Source organism: Streptomyces sp. NBC_00252, from assembly GCF_036187565.1.
Lineage (GTDB): Bacteria > Actinomycetota > Actinomycetes > Streptomycetales > Streptomycetaceae > Streptomyces.
Genome location: NZ_CP108087.1, coordinates 8,597,715 through 8,623,153 on the forward strand (window position 1 = coordinate 8,597,715; position 25,439 = coordinate 8,623,153).

General features: G+C 70.5%; 27 protein-coding genes. 14 read left to right on the forward strand and 13 right to left on the reverse strand.

Going from position 1 to position 25,439, the window contains the following annotated elements:
• The first annotated feature begins 88 nt into the window (after nt 1-88).
• Entirely contained in the window at nt 89-1,318 is a 1,230-nt protein-coding gene (locus OHT77_RS38145; RefSeq protein ID WP_328832904.1) for an acyl-CoA dehydrogenase family protein, read from the forward strand.
• A gap of 117 nt (nt 1,319-1,435) precedes the next feature.
• On the opposite strand, the gene OHT77_RS38150 is transcribed toward OHT77_RS38145, so the two are convergent.
• The 8 genes from OHT77_RS38150 to OHT77_RS38185 all read right to left on the reverse strand — a co-directional run bounded on the left by OHT77_RS38150 (nt 1,436) and on the right by OHT77_RS38185 (nt 9,288).
• Complete coding sequence (locus OHT77_RS38150; protein WP_019059562.1) at nt 1,436-1,957, reverse strand: cupin domain-containing protein; 522 nt, start codon at nt 1,955-1,957, stop codon at nt 1,436-1,438.
• A 7-nt stretch (nt 1,958-1,964) separates the two neighbouring features.
• On the reverse strand, nt 1,965-3,179 hold the full coding sequence (locus tag OHT77_RS38155; RefSeq protein ID WP_328832905.1) for a cytochrome P450: 1,215 nt from the start codon (nt 3,177-3,179) through the stop codon (nt 1,965-1,967).
• 7 nt (nt 3,180-3,186) lie between these two features.
• The gene (locus tag OHT77_RS38160; protein WP_328832906.1) at nt 3,187-4,251 is read right to left on the reverse strand and encodes a type III polyketide synthase; all 1,065 of its coding nucleotides are present in this window, start codon (nt 4,249-4,251) and stop codon (nt 3,187-3,189) included.
• A gap of 288 nt (nt 4,252-4,539) precedes the next feature.
• Nucleotides 4,540-4,776, reverse strand: a complete 237-nt coding sequence (locus OHT77_RS38165; protein ID WP_059198358.1) for a DUF6213 family protein — start codon at nt 4,774-4,776, stop codon at nt 4,540-4,542.
• Between the two features lie 25 nt (nt 4,777-4,801).
• A complete protein-coding gene (locus OHT77_RS38170; RefSeq protein ID WP_328832907.1) occupies nt 4,802-6,187 on the reverse strand; it encodes an NADP-dependent succinic semialdehyde dehydrogenase in 1,386 nt (461 codons plus the stop codon).
• 74 nt (nt 6,188-6,261) lie between these two features.
• A complete protein-coding gene (locus OHT77_RS38175) occupies nt 6,262-6,738 on the reverse strand; it encodes an NUDIX domain-containing protein (RefSeq protein WP_328832908.1) in 477 nt (158 codons plus the stop codon).
• Entirely contained in the window at nt 6,735-8,273 is a 1,539-nt protein-coding gene (locus OHT77_RS38180; RefSeq protein WP_328832909.1) for an ATP-dependent DNA ligase, read from the reverse strand. The genes OHT77_RS38175 and OHT77_RS38180 overlap by 4 nt, the downstream gene beginning before the upstream one ends.
• 73 nt (nt 8,274-8,346) lie before the next feature.
• A complete protein-coding gene (locus OHT77_RS38185) occupies nt 8,347-9,288 on the reverse strand; it encodes an NAD(P)/FAD-dependent oxidoreductase (RefSeq protein ID WP_328832910.1) in 942 nt (313 codons plus the stop codon).
• Nucleotides 9,289-9,367: 79 nt separating this feature from the next.
• Between OHT77_RS38185 and OHT77_RS38190 the strand changes: the two genes are divergently transcribed.
• The 6 genes from OHT77_RS38190 to OHT77_RS38215 all read left to right on the forward strand — a co-directional run bounded on the left by OHT77_RS38190 (nt 9,368) and on the right by OHT77_RS38215 (nt 14,776).
• Nucleotides 9,368-9,949, forward strand: a complete 582-nt coding sequence (locus OHT77_RS38190) for a helix-turn-helix domain-containing protein (protein WP_266766647.1) — start codon at nt 9,368-9,370, stop codon at nt 9,947-9,949.
• Between the two features lie 196 nt (nt 9,950-10,145).
• Complete coding sequence (locus OHT77_RS38195; RefSeq protein WP_328832911.1) at nt 10,146-11,147, forward strand: NADPH:quinone oxidoreductase family protein; 1,002 nt, start codon at nt 10,146-10,148, stop codon at nt 11,145-11,147.
• Nucleotides 11,144-12,343 carry an acyl-CoA dehydrogenase family protein gene (locus OHT77_RS38200; protein ID WP_328832913.1) on the forward strand — a complete coding sequence of 400 codons (1,200 nt, stop codon included), beginning with the start codon at nt 11,144-11,146 and terminating at the stop codon, nt 12,341-12,343. The genes OHT77_RS38195 and OHT77_RS38200 overlap by 4 nt, the downstream gene beginning before the upstream one ends.
• Complete coding sequence (locus OHT77_RS38205; protein WP_328832914.1) at nt 12,340-13,413, forward strand: acyl-CoA dehydrogenase family protein; 1,074 nt, start codon at nt 12,340-12,342, stop codon at nt 13,411-13,413. Before OHT77_RS38200 ends, OHT77_RS38205 begins: the two co-directional genes overlap by 4 nt.
• A gap of 179 nt (nt 13,414-13,592) precedes the next feature.
• On the forward strand, nt 13,593-14,456 hold the full coding sequence (locus OHT77_RS38210) for a phosphatidylinositol-specific phospholipase C/glycerophosphodiester phosphodiesterase family protein (RefSeq protein ID WP_328832915.1): 864 nt from the start codon (nt 13,593-13,595) through the stop codon (nt 14,454-14,456).
• 125 nt (nt 14,457-14,581) lie between these two features.
• The gene (locus OHT77_RS38215; protein WP_328832916.1) at nt 14,582-14,776 is read left to right on the forward strand and encodes a hypothetical protein; all 195 of its coding nucleotides are present in this window, start codon (nt 14,582-14,584) and stop codon (nt 14,774-14,776) included.
• Between the two features lie 18 nt (nt 14,777-14,794).
• Here the strand turns inward: OHT77_RS38215 and OHT77_RS38220 are convergent, their stop codons facing one another.
• Together OHT77_RS38220 and OHT77_RS38225 are read right to left on the reverse strand one after the other, a co-directional pair.
• The gene (locus OHT77_RS38220; RefSeq protein ID WP_328832917.1) at nt 14,795-16,033 is read right to left on the reverse strand and encodes a phosphodiester glycosidase family protein; all 1,239 of its coding nucleotides are present in this window, start codon (nt 16,031-16,033) and stop codon (nt 14,795-14,797) included.
• Between the two features lie 75 nt (nt 16,034-16,108).
• Entirely contained in the window at nt 16,109-16,468 is a 360-nt protein-coding gene (locus OHT77_RS38225) for a DUF779 domain-containing protein (protein WP_328832918.1), read from the reverse strand.
• Between the two features lie 503 nt (nt 16,469-16,971).
• Between OHT77_RS38225 and OHT77_RS38230 the strand changes: the two genes are divergently transcribed.
• Entirely contained in the window at nt 16,972-17,637 is a 666-nt protein-coding gene (locus OHT77_RS38230; protein WP_328832919.1) for a response regulator transcription factor, read from the forward strand.
• Here the strand turns inward: OHT77_RS38230 and OHT77_RS38235 are convergent.
• The 3 genes from OHT77_RS38235 to OHT77_RS38245 are packed head-to-tail and all read right to left on the reverse strand — an operon-like array spanning nt 17,598 to nt 20,010.
• The gene (locus OHT77_RS38235; RefSeq protein ID WP_328832920.1) at nt 17,598-18,659 is read right to left on the reverse strand and encodes a DMT family transporter; all 1,062 of its coding nucleotides are present in this window, start codon (nt 18,657-18,659) and stop codon (nt 17,598-17,600) included. The genes OHT77_RS38230 and OHT77_RS38235 overlap by 40 nt on opposite strands.
• 8 nt (nt 18,660-18,667) lie before the next feature.
• Nucleotides 18,668-19,204, reverse strand: a complete 537-nt coding sequence (locus OHT77_RS38240; RefSeq protein ID WP_328832921.1) for a MarR family winged helix-turn-helix transcriptional regulator — start codon at nt 19,202-19,204, stop codon at nt 18,668-18,670.
• A gap of 44 nt (nt 19,205-19,248) precedes the next feature.
• Nucleotides 19,249-20,010: a sulfotransferase family protein gene (locus tag OHT77_RS38245; protein ID WP_328832922.1), complete on the reverse strand. Its 762-nt coding sequence runs from the start codon at nt 20,008-20,010 to the stop codon at nt 19,249-19,251.
• A gap of 299 nt (nt 20,011-20,309) precedes the next feature.
• Here OHT77_RS38245 and OHT77_RS38250 point away from each other — a divergent pair, with 299 nt between their 5' ends.
• The 6 genes from OHT77_RS38250 (at nt 20,310) to OHT77_RS38275 (ending at nt 25,439) form a co-directional block, all read left to right on the forward strand.
• Complete coding sequence (locus OHT77_RS38250; RefSeq protein ID WP_328832923.1) at nt 20,310-20,906, forward strand: hypothetical protein; 597 nt, start codon at nt 20,310-20,312, stop codon at nt 20,904-20,906.
• Nucleotides 20,896-21,966: a BtrH N-terminal domain-containing protein gene (locus OHT77_RS38255; RefSeq protein ID WP_328832924.1), complete on the forward strand. Its 1,071-nt coding sequence runs from the start codon at nt 20,896-20,898 to the stop codon at nt 21,964-21,966. The genes OHT77_RS38250 and OHT77_RS38255 overlap by 11 nt, the downstream gene beginning before the upstream one ends.
• A gap of 59 nt (nt 21,967-22,025) precedes the next feature.
• A complete protein-coding gene (locus OHT77_RS38260; protein WP_328832925.1) occupies nt 22,026-23,360 on the forward strand; it encodes a DegT/DnrJ/EryC1/StrS family aminotransferase in 1,335 nt (444 codons plus the stop codon).
• Nucleotides 23,357-24,232, forward strand: coding sequence for a transketolase (locus tag OHT77_RS38265; RefSeq protein WP_328832926.1), 876 nt, complete (start codon nt 23,357-23,359; stop codon nt 24,230-24,232). Before OHT77_RS38260 ends, OHT77_RS38265 begins: the two co-directional genes overlap by 4 nt.
• Complete coding sequence (locus OHT77_RS38270; RefSeq protein ID WP_328832927.1) at nt 24,229-25,188, forward strand: transketolase family protein; 960 nt, start codon at nt 24,229-24,231, stop codon at nt 25,186-25,188. The genes OHT77_RS38265 and OHT77_RS38270 overlap by 4 nt, the downstream gene beginning before the upstream one ends.
• A gap of 74 nt (nt 25,189-25,262) precedes the next feature.
• Nucleotides 25,263-25,439, forward strand: a complete 177-nt coding sequence (locus OHT77_RS38275) for a lysine biosynthesis protein LysW (protein ID WP_266766630.1) — start codon at nt 25,263-25,265, stop codon at nt 25,437-25,439.

Below are 25,439 nucleotides of genomic sequence, written 5' to 3' on the forward strand. Positions count from 1 at the left end.
ACTGGTCATCGGGAGTTGACTTTTCCTACCCGTCGGTAACAGACTTCGGTTACCGCAAGTAACATGCTAGTGCGCCGCTGGAGGAGTCATGGCCGAGTTCACCATGGAACTCAACGACGAACAGAAGGAGGTGCGGGACTGGCTGCACGGCTTCGCCGCCGACGTCATCCGCCCCGCCGCCGCCGAATGGGACGAGCGTGAGGAGACTCCCTGGCCGGTCATCCAGGAGGCCGCGAAGGTCGGCATCTACTCCCTGGACTTCTACGCCCAGCAGTATTTCGACCCCACCGGCCTCGGCATCCCGATGGCCATGGAGGAACTCTTCTGGGGCGACGCGGGCATAGCCCTCTCCATAGTCGGCACCGGCCTGGCGGCCGTCGGCGTCCTCGCCAACGGCACCGAGGAGCAGATCGGCACCTGGATCCCCCAGATGTACGGCGACGCCAACGACGTGAAGGTCGCCGCCTTCTGCTCCTCCGAGCCCGACGCCGGTTCCGACGTCGCCTCCATGCGCACGCGTGCGGTGTACGACGAGGCCAAGGACGAGTGGGTGCTCAACGGCACCAAGACCTGGGCGACCAACGGTGGTATCGCCAATGTCCACGTCGTCGTCGCGGTCGTCGACGCGGACCTCGGCTCCAAGGGCCACGCCTCCTTCATCGTCCCGGCCGGCACGCCCGGTCTGTCCCAGGGGCAGAAGTTCAAGAAGCACGGCATCCGCGCTTCGCACACCGCAGAGGTCGTCCTGGAGAACGTGCGCGTCCCCGGTTCCTGCCTGCTCGGCGGCAAGGAGAAGCTGGACGAGCGCATCGCCCGCGCCCGTGAGCGCGCGAAGGCCGGCGGCGGCGAGCGGGTGAAGAACGCGGCGATGGCGACGTTCGAGGCGTCGCGCCCCGCGGTCGGCGCGATGGCGGTGGGCACGGCCCGCGCCGCGTACGAGGTCGCCCTCGACTACGCGAAGACCCGCGAGCAGTTCGGCCGCCCGATCATCGACAACCAGGGTGTGGCCTTCCAGCTCGCCGACATGCGTACGTCCATCGACGCGGCGCGGCTGCTGGTGTGGCGGGCGTCCTGGATGGCCGTCAACGGCAAGCAGTTCACGGCGGCCGAGGGCTCGATGTCGAAGCTGTTCGCCAGCGAGACGGCGAAGAAGGTCACCGGGCAGGCGATCCAGATCCTCGGCGGCAACGGCTACACCCGTGAGTATCCGGTCGAGCGGATGCACCGGGATGCGGCGATCTACACGATCTTCGAGGGCACGAGTGAGATTCAGCGGTTGGTGATCGCCCGGACCCTGTCCGGGATGCCGATTCGTTGAGTTTCGGGTGCGCGCTCGGTGGGGGCTGAGCGCGCAGTTAAATGCAGCCCGGGTTTCAGGGGCGCGGGGAACTGCGCGACCAGCCCCCACCGGGCCGCAGACAAAAAACGACGCAACTCACCGGTGTTTCAAGGGCGTCAACTGCTCGATGTCATAACGCCCCCGCAGCTCCTCGATAGCCGCATGATCCGGCGGCCCCCCACCACCCAGGATCTCCAACAGCTCCTCGAAATACCGCTCATGATCCGGCGGCGGAGACGCCTGGAAGAACATCTTCGCCGCCGTCTCCGTCGGGTTCGAGAACGCGTGCGGACACCCGGGCGGCACGACGATCACCGTCCCCGGCGTCGCCCGCACCACCCGGGACCCCGAACTCGACTCCCACCGCTGCCAGTTGTCCGGCGTCCGGATCCGCGGCTCGAAGGCGAGGACATCCAGCTCGCCCTCGAGCACGTAGAACAACTCCTCGCTGCGGGTGTGCACATGCGCCCCGACATCGAACCCCGGCGGCACCACCACCTCGAAGGTCGACGCGGTCCGGGAGTGCGAGCCGGTCACCTTGAACGTCACGTGCTGCGCGGGCGTCTGCACGACCCGGCCGTGACCGGGCGGTACCAGCAGCCCCTCCGTCGCCGTCATCGGCACCTCACCACGTCACGGGCAGTGCCTCGGGCCCGCGGATCAACGCGCCCTTCTTGAACGGGACTTGATCGGCCGGTACGGCGAGCCGCAGCCCGGGCAGCCGGTCCAGCAGGGCGTCCACCAGCAGCTCGGACTCCAGCCGGGCCAGCATGTTGCCGGGGCAGAAGTGCGGGCCGAAGCCGAAGGAGACATGCGGGTTCGGGCTGCGCGTGAAGTCGATCTTCTCGGGGTCCGGGAACACGTCCGGGTCCCGGTTCGCGGCCAGGTACGACACGTACACCGGGTCTCCCGCCCGCATCCGCACGCCGCGGATCTCCACGTCCTCCATGGCGATCCGGGACAGCCCGACCGCGTTGCGGTGCGGGATGTAGCGCAGCAGCTCGTCGATGGCCTGGGGCCTCGACTCCGGCTCCGCGCGCAGCCGTTCGACGAGATCGGGGCGGGTCAGCAGCAGGTAGAACATCTGCCCGCTGTTGTTGGTGACCGCCTCGCCGCCGATCTGCAGCAGCACCGCGAGCCCGACGGCCTCCTCCAGCGTGATCTCCTCCCGGCCCACGGCGGCACCGAGCAGCGAGGCCACGTCCTCGCCGTCGCTGCCCTCCCGCAGCCCGATCAGATCGCCGAAGTACGCGCCCATCTCCTGCTTCGCCTTCTCGCTGACCTTGGCGCCGTGCGAGGAGGACAGGATGAGCTGGGTCCAGGTGTGCATGCCGTGCCGGTCGGCCGCGGGCACACCCATCAGCTCGCAGATCACCGCGATGGGGAAGGGGCTCAGCACGGTCTCGGTGAGGTCTGCGGGCGGCCCGTTCTCGAGCAGCTCGTCGATCAGCTCGTCGAGCAGCAGCCGGGACTGGTCCCGGACCCGCTCCACCCCGCGCGCCGTGAACGCCTGGGCGACCGAGCGCCGTAGCCGGGTGTGGTCCGGTGGGTCGAGGAAGCCGACCGCGCCGCGTGCCGGGATGAAGTGCGGGGCCAGCCGGGTCACGGGCTGGTCCATCACCGCCTCGCGGCTGAACCGGGGGTCGTTGGTGACCATCCGCACGTCGTCGTGCCGGGTGACCAGCCACGCCCAGCCCTCGCCGTTGGGCAGTTTGATCCGGTTGACCGGACCCTCCCGCATCAGCTTGGCGAGGACCGGGTCGAAGTCCACCCCGTCCAGGTCGAGCGCCGGCCAGGGCCGGACGGGGGGCAGGGTCTCGGTGAGCGTCTCTTCAGTCATGCCGTACTCAAGCCGTCTCTCGGTCGTCGCTGTGCCAGCGGCCCAGGGCCATCTCGGCGGTGATGCCGGGTCCGAACCCGGCGAGGAGACCGCGCGCCCGGTGTTCGGCGCCGCCCTCGTCGAAGAGCCGGCGCAGCGCGTCCAGTACGACGGCGCTGGCGATGTTGCCGTACTCGGTGAGGGTGGCCCGGCTGAACCGGAACGCGTGCGGGTCGACCTGGAGGAACTTGCTCAGGTCGTCGAGTATTCGGGGCCCGCCCGCGTGGACTATGTAGAAGTCCAGGTCGGCCGCGTCCCAGCCGTGCAGTCCCGCGAGGTCCTGGAGCGCCGGCGCGAGGGGCTCCATGGTGGCCGGCACCCGCTTGTCCAGCAGGAAGTGGAACCCGGTGGCCCGGACGTCGTACATGATCCACTCTTCGGTCTTCGGGATCAGGTACGACCCGTTGCGCTCCAGCTGGATGCCCGTGCCGCCACGCCCACGCACGACCGCGGCCGCTATGCCGTCGCCGAACAGGCCGTTGGAGAGCAGGGAGCCGATGCCGAGGTCGGTCGGCTGGTAGCACAGCGAGCAGAACTCGCAGGCGACGATGAGCGCGTTGGCCTCGGGGTAGGCCGTGCAGAAGTCGTGCGCCCGGTTGATGGCCGCGCCGCCGGCCGCGCAGCCCAGCTGGGCGATGGGGATCTGGCGGGTGGTGGCGTCGAACGCCATCTCGTTGATCAGCCAGGCCGTGAGCGAGGGCATCATGAAGCCCGTGCACGAGACGTAGATGATCACGTCGATGTCGGTGGTGAGCAGCTCCGCCTCGTCGAGCGCGCGCTGCACGACCGAGGGGACACGGGCCTTCGCCTCGGCCGTGTAGATCTTGTTGCGGTCCTCGAACCCGGGGTGCTTCAGGGTCTCCTCGATGGGCTGCACGATGTGCCGCGTGCGTACACCGGTGTTCTCGATCAGCCGGAGGGCCAGCGGCAGGTTGGGGTGGTCCGCGTGACGGGAGCGCGCCAGCTCCAGCGTCTCCTCCATCGTGATGACGTGCTCGGGAACCGACACCGAGGGTTTGCACAAAGTCGCCATGAACCGTCCCTGCTTTCGCCTTCCGGAAGGCCTTCGCCCGCCGGTCAGAAGGTGGTTCACCTCAGAGGGTGGTGCACCCACGATCACCCGTGAGGGCGGCGATCTCGCGGTGGACTACTCCAATTCAGGGACCCCGTGTAAAGGTCGGATCAGCACGCGGTGACCAGAAACCCCGTCGTATCCCGCGTCGCGCCCGGCACCGTCCGGCTTTCCGGCACACGCCGGGAGCAACCCCCCAGGGGCGCGGGGAACTGCGCGACAAGCCACGACGAGCCCACACTCGCGAGACTACGAAGCGCCCCCACTGCTGTGCGCGATGCACGCAACGTCGATCCGATCCGCCAACTTCGCCAGCTCGATCGTCAACGCGGCCACCGTGTCCTCGTCGAGCCCCTCCTCCCCGGCCTCGACAAGGTGCAGCCACCGCCCACCCACGGTGCGCAGAAGCTTGCTGACATCGGCGGCAGCCACCTGCAGGGTCCCGCGGTCGTCGACGATCAGAGGCAGAGTCACTTCGCGGTTCACAGAGGGGATCGTAGCCGCGGAACGCTCACGCTCCGTGCCATACCGTGGTGATGTTGCAGAACTCGCGGATTCCGTGCCCCGACAGCTCCCGCCCGTACCCGGACCGCTTCACCCCGCCGAACGGGAACGCCGGATGCGACACGGTCATCCCGTTGAAGAAGACCCCACCGGCCTCCAGGTCCCGTACGAACCGCTCGACCTCCGCCTCGTCCCGCGTCCACACGTTGGAACTCAGCCCGAACGGCGTGTCGTTGGCGAGAAGGACGGCCTCGTCGAGGTCGGCGACCCGGTACAGCGTGGCGACGGGTCCGAACGTCTCCTCGCGGTGGATCCGCATCTCGCGGGTGATGTCGGTGAGGACGGTCGGCGGGTAGAACCAGCCGGGTCCGTCCGGCCGCTCACCGCCGCACAGCACGGTCGCCCCGCTCTCCACCGCGTCGTCGACGAGCTCCTCCAGATCGCTGCGGCCCGCCTCGCTCGCGACCGGGCCGACCTCGGTCTCCTCCTCCAGCGGATCACCGACCGTGAGCGCCTTCATGCCGGCCACGAACCGTTCGGCGAACGCGTCGAAGACGTCCGCGTGCACGATGAACCGCTTGGCGGCGATGCACGACTGCCCGTTGTTCTGCACGCGCGCGGTCACCGCGATCTGCGCGGCCCGCTCGATGTCGGCGGACGGCATCACGACGTAGGGGTCGCTGCCGCCCAGTTCCAGCACCGTCTTCTTGACCATGTCCCCGGCGACGGACGCGACCGCGCGCCCCGCGGGCTCACTGCCGGTGAGGGTGGCCGCCTTGACCCGCTCGTCGCGCAGGATCTCCTCGATCGCGCCGGAGCCGACCAGCAGGGTCTGGAACGCGCCCTCGGGGAAGCCCGCGCGGTGGAACAGGTCCTCCAGGTAGAGGGCGGTCTGCGGGACGTTCGACGCGTGCTTGAGCAGTCCGACGTTGCCCGCCATCAGCGCGGGCGCGGCGAAGCGGATCACCTGCCACAGCGGGAAGTTCCACGGCATGACGGCGAGGACGGGACCCAGCGGCCGGTAGCGGACCAACGCCCGGGAACCGCCCGAGTCCTTGACGTCCGCAGCCGCGGGTTGCTCGTCGGCGAGGAGTTCCTCCGCGTGGTCGGCGTACCAGCGCATCGACTTCGCGCACTTGGCCGCCTCCGCGCGGGCCTGCTTGACCGGCTTGCCCATCTCGGTGGTCATGATCCGGCCGATGTCCTGCTGGTCCTCGTCGAGGAGGTCGGCGGCCCGGTGCATGAGCCGGGCGCGCTCGGCGAAGGCGGACGTCCGGTAGGTCCGGAACGTGGCCTCGGCGAGCTGGAGCCGGCGCTCGATCTCCTCGGCACCCATGGCCTCGTACGTCTTGAGTGTCTCGCCGTTGGCCGGGTTGACCGTCGCGATGGGCATGGCTGACCTCCTGGAGCGGGCTGTGCTTCGACCTTCCCGCGCGGCGCGGGGGACCGCAACGCGTACACGGCCCTTCAGCCCGAGTGCTCCGCCAGCCGGTCGAGAAACGTGGCCTGTGCTGTGACGACGACCTTCCGTGCCCGTTCGACGCTCAGCCACTCCACCCGGTCCAGCTCGGGGAACTCCTGGACCTGCCCGGACTTCGGCGGCCACTCCATCCGGAAGGTGCCCGGCACCATGGCCGCCGGGTCGAGATCCGCCTCGATCGCCCACGCGGTGACGACCTTCCCGTTGGCCTGCCGCACCTCGCCCAGCTCGATCGCCTCGCCCTCGGGCGGCGCGATCCCCAGCTCCTCCCGGAACTCGCGCCGGGCCGCGTCCCAGGCGGGCTCGTCCGGCTCGTACTCGCCCTTGGGCACACTCCACGCCCCCGCGTCCCGGCGCGCGAAGAGCGGGCCACCCATATGGCCGAGCAACACCTCCAGCCCGCGGTCGGTGTGCCGGAACAGCAACAGCCCGGCGCTTCGCTTCCCCCTCGCGCCCCCGCTCACGGCTTCACCTCCGGATGTGCCGCCAACAACGTCTCCACCGAGTCCGCCTCCTCCGCCCGCTTGTCCTCCCGATACCGCACCACCCGCGCGAAGCGCAGCGTCACACCGGCCGGATAACGGGTCGACTTCTGCAGTCCGTCATACGCGATTTCCACGACGAGTTCGGGCCGTACGGTCACCACATGGCCGTCGCTCTCCACGGCCAGCTCCTGGAGCCGCTCGGTCTGCCAGGTCAGCAGGGCGTCGGTCATGCCCTTGAAGGTCTTGCCCAGCATCGCGAAGGAACCGTCCGAACTCCGGGCGCCCAGATGGAGGTTGGAGAGTTTGCCGGTACGGCGGCCGTGGCCCCACTCGGCGGCCAGGACGACCAGGTCCAGGGTGTGGACGGGCTTCACCTTCAGCCAAGAGGCGCCCCGGCGGCCCGCGTTGTAGGGGGCGTCGAGCCCTTTCACCACGACCCCCTCGTGGCCGCGCTTCAAGGTCTCCACCAAGAAGCCCTCCGCCGCCGGGACATCCTCCGGGCCGGACACGAGCGTTCGCCGGACCCGCATCGGCTCGGGCACCAACTGGGCCAGTTCCGCGTGCCGTTCGGCGAACGGGAGGTCCAGCAGGTCGCGGCCGTCGACGGAGAGCGCGTCGAAGAACACGGGGGAGACCGGGACCGTCTCGGCGGCCGTCGCCACGTCCACCCGGGAGCCGACCCGGCCCGCCGTCTCCTGGAACGAACGGGGCCGCCCGTCCGCGTCGAAGGAGATCACCTCGCCGTCCAGGATGAACCGCTCGCCTCTCAACTCCAGGGCGGCGGCCGTCAGTTCGGGCAGCCGGTCGGTGATGTCGTCGAGGGTGCGGGTGTACAGCCGTACGGCATCGCCGTCGCGGTGGACCTGGACGCGGATGCCGTCGAGCTTCTCCTCGACCGCGCAGTCGCCCAGCTTCTCGACCGCCTCGGCGACGGACGTGGCGCTGTGGGCGAGCATCGGCAGGACCGGGCGGCCCACGGTCAGCCGGAAGCGGTCGAGGGCGGCGGGCCCGTCGGCGAGCAGGGCCTCGGCCACCGTCTGGAGCGAACCGGCCAGCATCACGGCCCGCCGAACGTCCGCCGCGGGCACGTCCGTTGCCTGGGCCAGGCCCTCCACGGCGACCGCGTCCAGCGCGCCCTGCCGGACCTCACCGGTGATCAGCCCGAAGAGGAAGCGCTGCTCGTCGGCGGTGGCCGCGCCCATCAACTCGCCGACGAGGCGGCCGCGTTCGGCCTGCGAACCGGCGCCGGACACCTTGCCGAGGGCGGTGAGCCGGGCGTCCACCTCGCGCACGGTGAGGGTGGGTTCGGCGGCCGGCTCGACCGACTGGCTCAGCACCTTCCAGCCGATGCCGAGCCGCCCCTGCGGGAGCCGGCCCGCGAGGTACGGGATGACGATCGGGACGTCGTCGGCCTCCGCGTCCCGGAAGAGCTCCGCGAGCAGAGCGATCTTCCGGGAGCGCGCCGAGGTGGCGGCGACCTCCTGGGACACATGCGCGAGCCGGGTCAGCAGCATGCAGCCATCCTGCAACGGAGGCGGCCGGTCTACACCCGGACGGCCGCGATGCCCGTACGGATGCGGGCCCGCCCTAGGTGCGGACGGCCGCGTCGAGGTCGGCCATCAGCAGGTCGCCGTTGATCGTGGCGCCCGCGCGGTACCCGGCGGAGGCCGCGTTCACTACCTGCTCCGCGAAGCCCATCGCGTTGCCCACCGCCCACACACCGGGCACGGTCGTCAGGCCCGTCGGATCGACCACCGGGTACGCGCCGAAGGGGGTCTCCTGGAGCTCGGCGCCCAGCTTCTCCAGCAGGCCGGTCTGCGGGATCGCGCGAGGCGCCACGAACACGGCCTCGCGGGGGTGCGTAGTGCCGTCGGCAAGACGGACGCCGGTGAGCCGGTCGCCCTCGACGACCATCTCCGCGACCTCGCCCGGCACCACGGCGACCCCGGCCGCGGCCAGCCTGCGCAGGTCGTCGTCGGTCAGCTCGGACTCGGCGACGGTGTGCAGGAACAGGGTCACGTCCTTGGACCACTGCGAGACGATCAGCGCCTGGTGCAGGCTCATCGGAGTCGTCGCGAGCACCCCGAACGCCTGGTCGCGGACCTCCCAGCCATGGCAGTACGGGCAGTGGATCACGTCCCGCCCGAAGCGCTCGGCGACCCCGGGGACGTCCGGCAGCTCGTCCTTCAGCCCGGTGGCGACGACGATCCGCCGCGCGTGCACGGTCTCCCCACCGGCCAGCGCCACGGCGAAGTCGTCACCCTTCGTGACGTCCACCGCGCGGTCACGGACCAGGCCGACGCCGTAGCGCGCGATCTCCTCGCGGCCCAGGGCCAGGAACTCGGCCGGGGACATGCCGTCCCGGGTCAGATAGCCCTGCATGTGCGCGGCGGGCGTGTTGCGCGGCTCGCCCGCGTCGACGACCAGCGTGCGGCGCCGGGACCGGCCCAGCACCAGGGCGGCGGAGAGCCCGGCCGCGCCGCCGCCGATGACGACCACGTCGTAGGTCCCGGTGTGTGTCTCGGTCATGATGACCACCTCCACCCCCGAAGGTCGCGCCCACCCTGCCGTATTGACAAACGCGTTTGCCGAAACTGCAATGTCGGGCATGAACGACGACACGGACGACGTACTCGCGGAGGTCGGCCCCAGGCTGCGCCGCATCCGCAAGGAGAAGGGCGCGACCCTGGCCGGCCTGTCGGAGACGACCGGCATCTCGGTCAGCACGCTCTCCCGCCTGGAGTCCGGGCTGCGCAAGCCCAGCCTGGAGCTGCTGCTCCCGATCGCCCGCGCCCACCAGGTGCCCCTGGACGAACTGGTCGGAGCCCCGGCGGTCCGCGACCCCCGCGTGCGCGCCGAACCGATCGTCCGGGGCGGCCGCACCCACTGGCCCCTGACCCGCCAGCCCGGCGGCCTCCAGGCGTACAAGGTCCTCGAACCCCAGCGGAAGGACGAACCCGACCTGCGCACACACGAGGGCTACGAGTGGCTGTACGTGATGTCCGGCCGCCTGCGCCTGTTGCTGGGCGAACACGACGTGATCCTGGGCCCCGGCGAGGCCGCCGAATTCGACACCCGCGTCCCCCACTGGTTCGGCTCCACAGGCGAGGGCCCGGTGGAATTCCTGAGCCTGTTCGGCCCCCAGGGCGAACGAATGCACGTCCGCGCACGCCCCAAACAAGGCAAGTGAGGGAGCTTCAGGGGCGCGGGGCTGTATCGACATGCGGCTCCGCCGCGTGGGCGCGACCAGCCCCCACCGGGCCGCGCCCAAAGAACTGCACGCACCCACCCGACCGTGACGAACCCAACTGTTCCCTCACTGGCAAGCGACCGCTTAGTATGCAACCCGACCCCGGTCAGACAGAGCAGTCCCGTGGAGGCCCCGCATGCAGGCATGGCAAGTGCACGAGAACGGCGAGCCGAGTGAGGCGATGCGCCTGGCGGAGGTGGAACGACCCACGCCGGGCGAGGGCCAGGTCCTGCTGAAGGTACGCGCCGCGAACATCAACTTCCCGGACGCCCTGATGTGCCGAGGCCAGTACCAGGTCAGGCCACCCCTCCCGTTCACCCCCGGCGTGGAGATCTGCGGGGAGACCGAGGACGGCCGCCGCGTGATCGCCAACCCCGTGCTGCCGCACGGCGGCCTGGCGGAGTACGCCGTCGCGGACGCCGCGGCCCTGCTGCCCGCCCCCGAGTCGCTGGACGACGCCGAGGTCGCCGCGCTCCATGTCGGTTACCAGACAGGCTGGTTCGCCCTGCACCGCCGCGCCCGCCTGGAGGCCGGCGAGACCCTCCTCGTGCACGCCGCGGCCGGCGGCGTCGGCAGCGCGGCCGTACAGCTCGGCAAGGCCGCCGGTGCCACCGTCATCGGGGTCGTCGGCGGCGCCGACAAGGCCGTCGTGGCACGGGAGTTGGGCTGCGACGTCGTGATCGACCGGCGTACGCAGGACGTCATCGCGGCCGTCAAGGAGGCCACCGGCGGACGCGGTGCCGACGTGATCTACGACCCGGTCGGCGGCGACGCCTACACGCAGTCCACGAAGGTCGTCGCCTTCGAGGGCCGGATCGTCGTCGTGGGCTTCGCGAGCGGCACGATCCCCAGCCCCGCCCTCAATCACGCCCTCGTGAAGAACTACTCGATCCTGGGCCTGCATTGGGGCCTGTACGCCACCAAGAACCCGAAGCTGATCCTCGACTGCCACGAGCAGCTCACCGAACTCGCCGCCCGCGGTGTCGTCAAGCCCCTGGTGAGCGAGCGCGTGCCGCTGAGCGGTGGCGCCGCCGCCGTGCAGCGGCTCGCCGACGGCGTCACGACCGGCCGGGTCGTCGTCCTGCCGTCGCTGGACGCGGCGCAGGCCGCCTCGACGGAGCACGGAGCCGCCGTATGAGCGAAGAGACCACGGGAGCGGCCTCGGCCGAACTGCGCCGCCGTACCCAGGAGTTGCTGGCCGCGCACCCGCCGCTGGAGACGGAGAAGCCGGACTTCCTCAAGGCCCGCTTCGACGCCGGTCTGGCCTGGGTGCACTACCCCGAGGGCCTCGGCGGACTCGGTGCCCCGCGTGCCCTCCAGGCCGTCGTGGACGCCGAGTTGGCGGCGGCCGAGGCTCCCGACAACGACCCGCGCCGGATCGGCATCGGCCTCGGGATGGCCGCGCCGACGATCCTCCGCTTCGGCACCGACGAGCAGAAGAGCCGCTTCCTCAGGCCTCTCTGGGTCGGTGACGAGGTCTGGTGCCAGCTCTTCAGCGAGCCTGGCGCCGGGTCCGACCTGGCCGCGCTCGGTACGCGCGCGGTGCGTGAGGGCGACGACTGGATCGTCAACGGGCAGAAGGTGTGGACGTCCAGCGCGCACGTCGCCCGCTGGGCCATCCTCATCGCCCGCACCGACCCGGACGTGCCCAAGCACGCGGGCATCACCTACTTCATCTGCGACATGACCGACCCCGGCGTCGAGGTCAGGCCGCTGCGCCAGATCACCGGCGAGGCCGAGTTCAACGAGGTCTTCCTCACCAACGTCCGTATCCCCGACGCCCATCGCCTCGGCGAGGTCGGCGACGGCTGGCGGGTCGCGCAGACCACGCTGATGAACGAGCGCGTCTCCATCGGCGGCATGCGCATCCCGCGCGAGGGCGGCATGATCGGCCCGATCAGCCAGACCTGGCGCGAGCGACCGGAGTTGCGCACCCACGACCTCCACCAACGTCTCCTCAAGCTCTGGGTAGAGGCCGAGGTCGCCCGCCTCTCCGGCGAACGGCTCCGGCAGCAGCTCGTCGCGGGCCAGCCCGGCCACGAGGGCTCCGGCATGAAGCTCGCCTTCGCGCGCCTCAACCAGGAGATCAGCGGCCTGGAGGTCGAACTCCGGGGCGAGGAAGGCCTGTTGTACGACGACTGGACCATGCGCCGCCCGGAACTCGTGGACTTCACCGGCCGCGACGCCGGCTACCGCTACCTCCGCTCCAAGGGCAACAGCATCGAGGGCGGGACCAGCGAGGTCCTGCTGAACATCGTCGCCGAGCGCGTCCTTGGCCTCCCGGCCGAGCCGCGCACCGACAAGGACGTCGCCTGGAAGGACCTCGCCCGATGACGGACCTGCTGTACTCGGAGGAGGAAGAGGCGCTCCGCGCCGCCGTCCGGGACCTGCTCACCGACCACTGCGACGCGGCGAGTGTCATCGCCCGCACCGAGTCGGACGCCCCGCACGACCTGTCCCTGTGGAAGTCCCTCGCCGACGGCATGGGCCTCGCCGGTCTCCTCGTGCCCGAGGAGCGAGGCGGCCAGGGCGCCACCCACCGCGAAGTCGCCGTCGTCCTGGAGGAGTTGGGCCGCGCGGTCGCCCCCGTCCCGTACCTCACGAGCGCGGTCGTCGCCACCGAGGCACTCCTCGCGTCCGATGCGGACGACCTCCTCGCCGAGCTCGCCTCCGGCCGGAAGATCGGCGTCCTCGCCGTCTCCCTGAGCGTCGCACCGGGCGCCGCGCACAAGACCGTACGGCTCGAAAACGGCTCCCTGCACGGCGAGTTGACCGGCATCGCGGACGCTGCCGCCGCCGATGTGCTGCTGGTACCGGGCGAGGACGGCGGGTTGTACGCCGTCGACGCGGCCGGCGTGACCGTCGTACCGCAGGTGTCCCTCGACCTGACCCGGCCGCTGGCGCGCGTCGTGTTCGACGGGGCCGCCGGGCGCCGCATCGGGGACGCCGCACCTGCCGTACGACGGGCCCTGCGGGCCGGGGCCGGGCTGCTCGCGTCCGAGCAACTCGGGCTCGCCGACTGGACGTTGACGGAGACGGTGCGGTACCTGAAGGAGCGCAAGCAGTTCAACCGGCCCGTCGGCGGGTTCCAGGCGCTCAAGCACCGGCTCGCGCAGCTGTGGCTGGAGGTCGTCAGCCTGCGGGCCGCCGCGCGCAACGCCGCCGACGCCCTCACGACCGGCGAGGACACCGCTGTGGCGGTCGCCGTCGCGCAGGCCTACGCCGCGTCCGTCGCCGTCCACGCGGCCGAGGAGGCCGTCCAGTTGCACGGCGGCATCGGCATGACATGGGAGCACCCGGCCCACCTCTACCTGAAGCGGGCCAAGGCCGACTCGATCGCCTACGGCACCCCGGGCGCCCACCGCGAGGCACTGGCGGAACTGGTCGATCTGGCCGCCCCCTGACCGTCGATCGTCCCTTCGGTGAAGCCCGTCCCACCTGGGGCGGGCTTTTCCGTGCGCTCCCGCCGAAGGAGTGAACAAGCGAGGGCGGTCCGGCCAACTCCTGGCATGCGCGGGTTCGTTGGCGTCCGCACAGCCTCATACTCCCTGTGGTTCTAGCCCGCCCCACACGGAGGAACACCATGGCCCTCATCACCCGTCGCAGAGCGCTCACCGGGCTCGGCGCCACCCTCGCGGCTGTCCTCGCCCCGCCCGCGGGCAGCGCGTTCGCCGGCGAACAAGGCCACCGTCCGCGGCCGTTGTGGCGCGCCCACGCCCACAACGACTACGAGCACCCCCGCCCGCTCTTCGACGCCCTCGACCACCGGTTCGGCAGCGTCGAGGCCGACATCTTCCTCGTCGGCGACCAGCTCCTCATCGGTCACGACGCCACCGAACTCGACCCGAGCCGCACCCTCGAATCCCTCTACCTCGAACCGCTCTCGGCCCTCGTGAAGGCCAACCACGGCTCGGTGTACCGGGGTTGGCGCCACCCGCTGCAACTCCTGATCGACATCAAGACCGAGGGCTCCTCGACGTACCTCGAACTCGACCGCCATCTCCAGCGCTACAAGCACCTGTTCACGACCTACGCCCACGGACGCGTCCACCCCGGCGCCGTCACCAACGTCATCTCCGGCGACCGCGCGGCCCGCATCCCGATGGAGGCGCAGACCGTGCGCCGCGCCTTCTACGACGGCCGGCTCGCCGACCTCGGCAGCTCGGCGCCCGCCTCCTTCATCTCGCTCATCAGCGACGACTGGCAGGCCAACTTCACCTGGCTCGGCACCGGCCCCTTCCCCGACGCCGAGCGGCAGAAGCTGCGCTCCGTCGTCCGGCAGGCGCACGCGCACGGGCAGACCGTACGGTTCTGGAACACCCCGGACGTGGCGGGCCCCGCCCGTGACGCGCTGTGGGCCGAACTGTTCGCCGCCGGTGTGGACTTCCTCAACACCGACGACCTGGCAGGCCTGGAAGCGTTCCTGGACGCGCGCCGCACGGCGTGACACCGCACGGACGGTCACCACACGTTCGGGGGACACGTCAGTAGCCCGGACGAACCCTCCGCTACGCCACACTTACGGCCGAACGCCGTGAAACAGACATGGCGGCGTGGCGGAGGAGGGTGACGATGGCCATTTCCATCTCTGTGGTGCTGCTGCTCCTGATCCTTGCGGTGATCTTCATGCGCAGCGGCGGGCTGAAGCTCTCCCACGCGCTGGTCTGCGCACTGCTCGGGTTCTTCATGGCGAGCACCAGCATGGCGCCCACGATCCACAGTGGCCTGACGGCCACCGCGGACCTGATGAGCGGCCTGCATCCGTGAGATCGGCCGGTTGGTCGGTCAGTTGGTCGAGAAGACCCCGACGCCGTTCGGTACGGGACGTTCGGCGCCGCCGCTGGGATGGTTCCGGACCGTGACGGCGCTCGCGCCGGACGCGCGGGCGACCAGGGTCGTCGAGCCGCCGCCGTCCAGGCTGAAGGCGTCGACCGAGCCCAACTTCCGCATCTGGGCGGCGACTTCGGCGATGGTGAGGCCGTTGCGGTAGGCGACCGCGCCGTCCGTCGCGAACAGCAGCAGACGGTGGCCGCCGTCGGCGATACCCACGGCGGTGCGCACGGCCGAGGTCTTGTCGTCGAGTCCGGCCAGCGGCTGACCGTGCCGCAGCACCGGGTAGCCGCCGATGGCGAAGCGGTACGGGACCCCGGACCTCGACGCCACCAGCCGGTGCTGCACCTGGACCCGCTCGCCCTTGGACAGCTTCCGCAGCCGCTGCGCGCCCGCCTCACGGCCGACGAGGACGGTGGTGCCCGCGGCGATGGCACCGCTGCCGGGGGCGGTGGAGGCCGACACGACTCGACCGCCGCGGACCGCCACCTCATAGGTGTCCGCACTACAGGCGGCGGCCCGGTCCGCGTCCGAGCCACAGGTGGCGCGCACCCGGGAGACACTGCCCCACTGTGCGGTGAACGCACCGATGGAGTTCTCCGGCAGCGCGTACTGGTTGAACCCGCCGAGCGTCAGCCGGCCCTGCGCGGTGCGGACCGTCCCGCGCAGGGCGAGGCTGTCCAGCCGGGCCACCCGGTCGACGCCCACCCCGAGCACGTTCCGGGTGTTCGTGCCGGGCGGCAGCGCGGGCCCGAAGCGCTGGCCGTCCGGCACCGCCCCCTTGAGCGCGACACCGCTCGCGATCGCCGGTCCGTCGGTGGCGCCGGTGGCCTCGACGCCCGGGTGCTGGGTCTCGGTGATGTCGAAGAAGTCACCGTTGACACCCGCAACCGCACCAACCGAGTCGGCCAGCTGCGAGACGGGCTCCCGGGCCGCGACCGCTCCCGGGTACAGCAGGTTGACGCGCACATGGGTGTTGCGCAGGTCCACGACGACCACATGGGCGTGGGTCACACCCTTGGCCGCCGTGATGTCGAACTGCTCGTAGGTGACACCCGGCGCGAGCCGCGTGACCCCCGGCACGGCGACGGCCGGTGCCGCCCCGACCAGGGCCGCACCGGCCAGCGCGCCGAATGCCGTGAGGTACGTGAGTGCGGATCTGCCTGCTCTTAAACGTGTTTGACGGTGCGTCACGGAATCCCCTGAAGTCTCGTCAACTCTCTCTGGTCTCAGGGGAAGTGCAGCAGATCGCGGTGACCGGTGGGGCTGCTAGGCGCCGACTACACGGGAACGGGTGAGAAAACGCACCCCCTCGGGTGCCTCCAACGAGAAACCGCTGCCGCGCCCTGCTACGACGTCCACGATCAGCCGCGTGTGGCTCCACACCTCGTACTGGCTGCGCGAGATCCAGAAGCTCACCGGCTCCGCCACGCCGTCGACCTCCAGCTCGGCGAGCAGCACGTCCGAACCGCCGGTGCGGAACTCGCCCTCCGGGTAGCACATGGGCGCGCTGCCGTCGCAGCAGCCGCCGGACTGGTGGAACATCAACGGACCGTGCACCGAGTGGAGTTGGCGCAGCAGGTCGGCCGCGGCGGGGGTGAGTTCGACGCGCGGGGTGGTGTCGTCCATGTCAGCCGTCCCAGGGAGCCGGTGGGGGTGGTGCAGGCGGCCCAGCGCATCACACACAAGGTTGCGAGAGGGTTGCGCGCCGCGGGGCACGCTACGGCCCGGCGGCCGGGCGGCGTCCATCGCCGATGCCGGTGTCCCCGGGGCCACGGCCGTCTTCGCCCGCATGGACCGCGTCGACCTCGTACGGCATCCGTATTACGGGTCTCCCGCGTTGGCCGAAATTCAAGGGTGCCGGTTCCGGAGGGAGTGTCCGCTTGGTGATGGGGAAGCAGAGAATCGTTCGATGTTCGTTGCTGTTGACTGTTGCTGTTGTCTGTGGCGGGCGCCGCATGATCGACGATCACGGAATCCGTCCGCGATTTTCCGGATGGTTCACTTCGCGGGTGGTGTGCCTTTACATGCACTTGGTTGCGACCGTGTAACTTTGGATCTTATGCTCGTTAACAATTGTGCCGGTCGTCGGTGTCGGAATATGTTGCGGGAGAGTCGGGAGACGCGGATTCATGGCAATGACAGTGCTCGTGTGCGATTCGGTTCCCGTCGTGCGGGACGGCCTCACGTCGCTCCTTTCCGAGGCACCGGACGTCACGAGAGTCTCCGCGACCGGTAATGCCGTCGAATGTCTGGTGATGACCCGGCAATTAAAGCCCGACGTGCTGATAACCGACCTCAGTCCGGAGGGTATGGACGGTATCGATTTCGTTCACCGGGTGATCCGGGAGAACGCGCAGGAGCGGGACGGGCGGCCCGGGGTCGTGGTCTTCGCCAGTGACATGACGGACCGGGTCATAGAGAAGCTGTTACGGACCGGTGCGATCACCCTCCTGGAGAAGGAGACCGGTCGGGAAATGCTGCTCACCGCGGTCAGGGCGGCGGCCAGGGGTGAGGTGATGCTCGCGCCCCATGTGACGGGAAGGCTCGTCCGCTGGTTCAGGAGCCGGGAGTTCGGGCCGGATCGCGCCCCCGATCCCCAGGTCGAGTCACTGACCCCGCGTGAGCGGGAGATTCTCGTGCTCGTGGGGGAGGGGCTGCCGATAGAGGAGATCGCCGCGAAACTCGTCATCGGTTCGGCGACCGTCCGTACCCACATCTACCGGCTGCGGCACAAACTCAACGTCCGGGACCGCGCTCAGCTCGTCTCCTTCGCCCACAGCGCCGGCTTGCTCTGAGGACCGGGTTCGTCGGATCGCTCGAATCCCTCGGAGATTGCGGCCCTTTCGGATCCCGCCGACTCCGACTCCGACTCCGACTCCGACTCCGATTCCGATTCCGACTCCGCCTCCGCCGACTTCTCCGACGGCGACCCCGGCACCTCGACCAGGAACATCGCCGCCACCACCAGCACCCCACCCACCAGCGTGGAGACCGTGAGGCGTTCGCCGCCGACGACCACGGCGAACAGGCCCGCGAAGACCGGCTCCATGGTCAGGACCACCGCGGCCTGCGTCGCCGTCACATGCTTCTGGGCCCATGTCTGCACCATGTACGCGAACGCCGAGGCAAGCACCGCCGTGACGAGGACCGCCATCCAGGTACTGCCGCTCTGGGGCGGCCGTACGCCATGAGGGGCCGCGCCGATCAGGCACATCAGCGACGCCGTCGTCAGCTGGACCACGGTGAGGGCGTAGGCGTCCCGGCCGGGGGACCAGCGGCCCAGCGCCAGCAGATGCAGCGCGAAGAAGAGCGCGCACATCAGGGTGAGCGCCTCCCCGGAGCCGAACGAGACCCCGCTGAGCGTGATCAGCGCCAGGCCCGCGGTCGCCGTAAGGGCCGCCGCCCAGGCCGTCAGGGACAGGTGCTGGCGGAACAGCGCCCAGGCCAGCAGCGGGGTGATCACCACGAACAGGCCGGTCAGGAAGCCGCTGACGGCCGCCGACGTGTGCTGCAGACCGAGCGTCTGGAGGATGTACGACATCCCCAGCAGGAACCCCGCGCCCGCGCCGCGCGCCAGGGTGCCCCGGTCGATACGCCGTAGGACGGACGGGCGGATCGCCGCCATCACCACCGCGGCGAGCGCGAACCGCCAGGTCAGGAAGTCGAAGACGGGCATGCCCTCGGTGGCGTCCTTGACGACCAGGAACGTGGCGCCCCAGACGGCCGTGACGAGCAACAGCCCGACCACGGCGGTGAGTCGTAACCTGCTGTGCGCCGCGTCCTCGCGCGCCGGCCGGAGCCGGAACCTGTCGTTCATGACGCCGTTCATGACGGTCCTTTCGTCCGGATGACCACCGCCGTGTCGACCGGGCACGTCTGCTTGGGGCACTCGTCCAGGGCGCACATGCGGCAGATGCGTTGTCCGTGGTCGGCGTCGGTCGTCAGATGGGCCAGCATCCGTTCCAGGAGGCCGGTCAGCACCGTTCTCTCGCGCGGCCGGAGCACGGACATCGCGTCATCCATCAGGCCGCCGCGCAGCTCCAGCAGCCACTTCGCCTCACGTGTTCCCTCCGGAGTGAGGAAGATGGCCACCTTCCGGCCGTTGGCACCCGGTTCCCGCCGCGCCTTGCCGTCGCGTTCCAGCCGGTCCACCAGGCGGGTCGCCGCGGACTGCGTCAGACCGAGCGGCCCGGAGATCTGGTCGATGCCCGCGCCGGGCTCCTGCAGCAGATAGGTGAGCGCGGCGGGCGTCGCCCCGCTCTGCCCGGACGTGCTCTCGCTCGCATCCCGCTGCGCGTCGCCCAGCGCGGTGACCAACGCTCCCAGCAGGTTCCCGGTACGGCCGTCCAGTGAAGCGTCCATACCTTCGACGATGCATGACTCATGCATGAGTGTCAACCGCTGCGTCAGCCCCGCGGCGACAGCCGGTGCCGGCGCAGTTCCTCGTAGTACGGCAGCTGCCGACGGTGGAAGTCGGCCAGTGCCGGGTGGTTGTCCACGGTGAACTCGTACTCCCGGGGAGCCCGGGTGAAGCCGGCGCTCCGGCCCGCGTCCTGGTGCCACTGCGGGGCCTTGCGCCACTCCTCGCGCATCCCGGTCGCCCAGTTCAGGGTCTCGGGGAGGAAGGGGAGCCCGACCTGGGCGCAGTACTCCCTGACGGTGTGGGCGGGGCGGTCGAGCAGGTCGTCGGAATCCACCACGACGGGGACGTCACCCGTCGCCGTACCGACCGCCTCGAACAGTTCGTGCAGTCGCCCGAAGCCGATGTCGTCGGCCGTGACGTCGGGGTTGAGCGCGTAGTGCGAGGCGATGACCTCGGCGGGCTTCCGGATGATGAACGTGTGCCGGGCCTCCGTCAGGAAGCGCTGGTCCGCCAGCACCGCCGGGAAGCGGAAGTCCGTCGTGTCCTTGAAGAAGACCGGGGTGGTCCCGGCCAGTGCGCGGATGGCCTCGATCAGCCCCACCTCGGTGTCGATCGTGCGGCCCGCCACCTCCGTCGAACCGAAGTCCGCCAGGTGGGAGAAGGGCTCGTGCAGCGTGGTGAGATCCTCGCGTTCCATCATCATGCGGAGGAACGCGGTGGAACGGGATCGGGGCGCGCTCCACATCGCGATGATGCGCGGATTCTCGGTCGGGGCCGAATCGCTCGCCCGGGATGAATTCTTCATTGATCCTCCGTTGTTCATTGATCCTCCTTTCGCATTCGGACCGTAGCACCGAGGGAGTGCGCAGTTGAAGGGTGCGCCGGGGTCATCATTCTGATTACGGCGTGAGCTGCGGGCCTTCTCGGATTATTAGCCGTACCGCTGCGGCCGTCCTCGAAATTGGCACGGCGATGTAATCGGCTCGGGGAGGTCGACCGGCTCGACGGGTGTTTGACTCCAGGGAGACGAGATCCCAATGAGTTCCTACGAGCAGTTCCTACGGACAATCCCTACGAGCAATCCCTACGAGCAGGGGAGCGATCGTGATCGATACCTCGGTTTCCTCGGCCTATCAGGCCGTGGAGCTGGCGCCGTACTCCAACAATGTCGGTATTTCCGTCGCTGGGCACACCTCACGGGGTGCGTTCAACGTCTGGGGCAACTCCTTCCCGGCGGAACATCTGCCGGAATCGGGGGCTCCGGTGAGCGTCGGCGGTGTCCCGTTCCGATTTCCCCGGGTGGGGGTGGGGGACGACAACGTGCGCTGCGACGGGCAGTTCGTCGCGGTGGAGGAGGGGCGGTTCGACTGGCTGCACCTGCTGACCGCGTCCGAGCGGCGGGCCGAGGACGTGGTGGAGATGCACTTCGCGGACGGCAGCGTCGATCCTGAGTGGCTGCGCGTCTCGGACTTCTGGGCCGCGCCCGCCTGGTTCGGCGAGACGACCGCGTTTGCGACGCCGGTGATGCACTATCCGCACCATGTCCAGCGGGGCGTTTCGGCCATGCTGTGGTCGCAGCGCGTCCCCGTCACCCGCCGCGCGGACCTGAGCGGGTTCCGCCTGCCGCGCAACGCCGCCGTCCATGTCTTCGCCGCCACCCTGCAGCAGACCGCGCTCCCGGAGGCCGGCCATGACCAGTGACTTCGCGACGCCCACGACCACCACGACGCCCGACTCCGTACCGGTCGAGGCACCCGTCCTCTGGTACCGGGACCCGATCAGCTGCCTCCAGTCCACCTTCGCGTCGGTGCTGGACCGGGCCGGTGTGAACCCGCTGTTCGCGCTCGGCGCGGGCTGGGAGTTCCTCTACGTCCCGGACGACGTGCGGTCGGAGGAGTTCTACTACCCCTGCCGCCACGAGGGCGACCTCGGCCGCAGCCTCTTCCCCCACCACGACGTGAGCTCCTCGTGGTGGTGCCCGGCGGACCCGGACGACCCGCTGCGCGAGATACGCGAGGCGATGACGGAAGGGCGGCTGGTCATCGCCGCCGTCGACAACTTCTACCTCCCGTTCCGGCCCGCGTTCGGCGACGTCCACGCCGCCCATCTGCTGGTCGTCTACGGCCTCGACGAGCGGCGCGGCCTCGTCCATGTCTCCGACGCGATGCCGCCCGCGTTCCAGGGGCCGATCCCGCTCGACGACTTCCTGAACAGCTGGGGATCGGCGAACCCGCAGGACCACCAGGACGCGTTCTTCAGCGACTCGGAGATCAGCCGCCGCTGTCTGTCCGTCTCGGTCGGCTCCCTCGGAGGCGCCGGAGCCGACCCCGGTCCCGAGCAGCTCGCGGGCTGGCTGCGGGGCAACCTGGAGCGGTTCGACGACCCCGGCATGGTCGCCGGACTCGGCGGACTGGCCGGACTCGACGGCTGTCTCGGCGAGTTGACCCTGCGGGCACAGGCCGGTGAGGTGCGCGCGCTGCAGGAGCTGTACCCCTTCGGCTGGGGCATGCAGGCCCAAGCCGCCCTGCACGGCGAGCTGTTGCGCGACCGGGGCGCCGCGTGGCGGTCACCCGCGCTGGCCGGAGCCGGGCGGGCCGTGGAGAGCGTGGCCCACGCGTGGACCCCGCTGCGGATCACCGCCGCCCATGGACTCGACGACCCGGCCGCCGCCGCGGACGACCTGCGCCGGCACGCGGGAGTCCTGCGCTGGCGCCACACCGAGGCGATCGAAGCCGTCCGACGCGCCCTGGACGAACTGTGAACTCCCGCTCCCCGCAACGCACTTCGACGACCCACGCCGAGCCGAGCCGAGAGGACGACATGAGCAAGCTCGCAGTACTGGGCGGAACAGCCGCCGTACCACCGGCACGACGCCAGGTCGAGTGGCCGGTGATCGAGGACGACGACCGCAAGGCCGTGCTCGACGCGCTGGACGGGGGCCGACTGGTCTCCGACACCGACGGCGAGACACCGGTCAGCCTGCTGGAGCGCGAGTGGGCCGAGCGGTTCGGCTACGGCCACTGTGTCGCCGTGGCCAATGGAACAGCGGCGCTCTCGCTGGCCCTGGCCGCGCTCGGCATCGGGCCGGGCGCCGAAGTCATCGTCCCCGCACTGAGTTTCATCGCCACCGGCCTCGCGCCCCTGCACAACCTGGCCGTGCCCGTCTTCGCCGACATCGACCCGGTGACCTTCAACATCGACCCGGACGACATCGAGCGGCGCATCACACCGCGGACCGCCGCGATCATCCCCGTCCATCTGCACGGCGCCCCCGCCGACATGGACCGGATCAGCGAGATCGCGCGCCGGCACGGCCTCGCCGTGATCGAGGACGCGGCGCAGGCGCCCGGCGCCACGTACCGGGGGCGTCCGGTCGGCGGTCTGGGGGACATGGGGGCGTTCAGCCTCCAGGTCACCAAGAACATCCCCACCTGCGGGGAGGGCGGACTGCTGGTGACCGGTGACGCCGAACTCGCCGGATCCGCGCGCCGGGCACGGCAGTTCGGGGAGGACATCGAGAGCGGCAAGGACCGCGACTACGTCTCCCACCGGCTCGGCTGGAACCAGAAGATGAACGCCCTCCAAGCGGCCTTCACCCGGGCGCAGTTGACCCGCTTCGACGACTACGAGCGGTCCCGGCAGGCCAACATCACCCGTTTCCTGGACCGGCTCGCCGCGCTGCCGGGACTGACCGTGCCCACCGCGCCGCCCGGCACCACCCATGTCTGGCACATTCTGCGCTTCCGTCTCGACCCGGCCGCCGCCGGTCTGCCCGGCGTCACCCCGGAGCGCTTCCGGGACGCGCTGCGGCGGGTGCTGCGGGCCGAAGGGGTGGCGATGTCGCGGTACCAGCTGATGCCGCTGCCGGACCAGACCGTCTTCCGGGACCGGACCGGCTTCGGACGCGGATATCCCTGGGCGGCGCTTGAGCATGAAGCCCGCGATGCCCAAGTCAGCGCCGGGGAAGGGGAGTTCACCGTACCCCCGGACGGCGATCATCCCGTCACCCGTGCCGTCATCCGCGACTCCCTCACCCTCCAGAAGCGGCACCTCAACCCCGGCAGCGGTGAACTCCTCGACCGCTACGCCGACGCCTTCGAGAAGACCTGGCAACACCTCGACGTGGTGGGGCAGTTCGCGGGGGTGAGCGCATGACGACCACGGCAGGAACAGAGACCATCGGCGCGATCGGGGACACCCGGCTCGGTGAACTGCGCGAGCGCGCCACCCGGATCCGCGAGCACGTCGCCGACATGTGCGCGGGCCCCGAGGGAGGCCACCTCGGCGGCGCGTACTCCGCCGCCGACATCATGACCGCCCTCTACTTCGACGTCATGAACCTCGATCCGGACCGGCCCGACGCCCCCGAGCGGGACCGCTTCGTGCTCAGCAAGGGGCACGCCGCCGTCGGCCTCTACGCGACCCTCGCCGAGCGCGGCTACCTGCCCGTCGACGAACTCGCCACCTACGCCCGCCCCGGCAGCCGGCTGATGGGCCACCCGGTCCGCGCCGTGCCCGGCGTCGAGGCGGCCACCGGATCGCTCGGCCACGGCCTCGCCCTGGGCTGCGGATTCGCCCTCGGCGCACGCCTGGACGGCCACGACAGCAGGACGTTCGTCCTCATGGGCGACGGCGAACTCCAGGAGGGTTCAGTGTGGGAGGCCGCGATCGGCGCCGCCTCACTGGGACTTGACCGGCTGGTCGCCGTCGTCGACCGCAACTCCCTTCAGCTGACAGGCGACACGGACTCCATCGCCGCCATGGAACCCCTCGCCGACCGCTGGCGCGGCTTCGGCTGGGCCGTCCAGGAGGCCGACGGCCACGACCTCGCGACGCTGGTGCGCGCCCTCGGCACCACGCCGTGGGAACCGGGCCGCCCCAGCGTCCTGATCGCCCGCACCGTCAAGGGCCGCGGACTGCCGTTCCTGGAGGGACGCACCGCGTGCCACTACGTCACCTTCTCCGAGCGCAACCACGCCAAGGCCCGTGCCGTACTGGGCCGTTCAAGGAAGGAGGACACCAGGTGACCACCACCGCAGCGCCCGCGGCAACGGCTCGCGCCGTGACCCGTGAGGCCTATCGCGACCGGCTGATCGCCCTGCTCGGGACCGATCCCCGGCTGATGTGCCTGGACACCGACACCGGACTGTTCGGCCCCGACCACATCGAGGCGGCCGGCGAGCAGTACCTCAACCTCGGCATAGCGGAACACAATCTGATGGGCATCGCCTCGGGCCTCGCGTTCGGCGGGCGCATGCCGTTCGTCAACACCATGGCGGGCTTCGCCAGTTCACGGGCGCTGGAGGCCGTGAAGGTCGACATCGCCTATCCCGCGCTGCCCGTACGCATCATGGCGACACACGGCGGACTGGCCGCCGGCCATCTCGGGCCCACGCACCACGCGTTGGAGGACCTGGCCGTCATGCGGACGCTGCCCGCCATGACGGTGGTCGTGCCCGCCGACGCCGCCGCGACCGCCGCCGTCGTCGAGCAGAGCCTCGACCTGCCGGGCCCGCTCTACGTCCGGCTCGGCCGCAAGGCCACCCCGGCCGTCCCGAGCGACGAGCCGATGGTCATCGGCAGGGCCCAACGGCTGCGCGAGGGCACCGACGTCGTCCTCGTCGGCTGCGGCCCCTACCCGGTGACCGCCTGCACCGAAGCGGCCGACCTGCTGGGCGAGGCGGGCATCTCCGCCGCCGTCCTCAACATGCACACCCTGAGCCCGCTCGACACCGAGTCCCTCTGTACGGCCGCCTCGGGCGCCTCGCTCGTCGTCACCGTGGAGGAGCACTGGCGCAGCGGCGGCCTCGGCGGCGCCGTCTGCGAGGTCCTGGCCGAACGGCAGCCGGTGCGCGTGCTGCGGATCGGGATGCCGGACAAGTTCTCCGACACCGTCGGCGGCCAGGAGCACCTCCTCGACCACTACGGCATCACGGCAGCGCGCACCGCCGCCGCCGTGACCGCAGCTCTCGAAGCCGACTGACGATCCCTCACCAGCCGGGATCGACCTAAGCCCAACCAGAAATCAACCAACACCCAACCCAGAAAGGCGACTTCATGACGACCGCTACCCAGACCTGCCCGGAGTGCGACGGCCCGGTGAACGTCGACGACACCGTCCGCGCCAGCGAGGTCATCGAATGCCCCGAGTGCCGCAGCGAGTTGGAGGTCGTGACCACCGCACCGGTGCTGCTGGCCCTGGCCCCCGAGGTCGAAGAGGACTGGGGGGAGTAA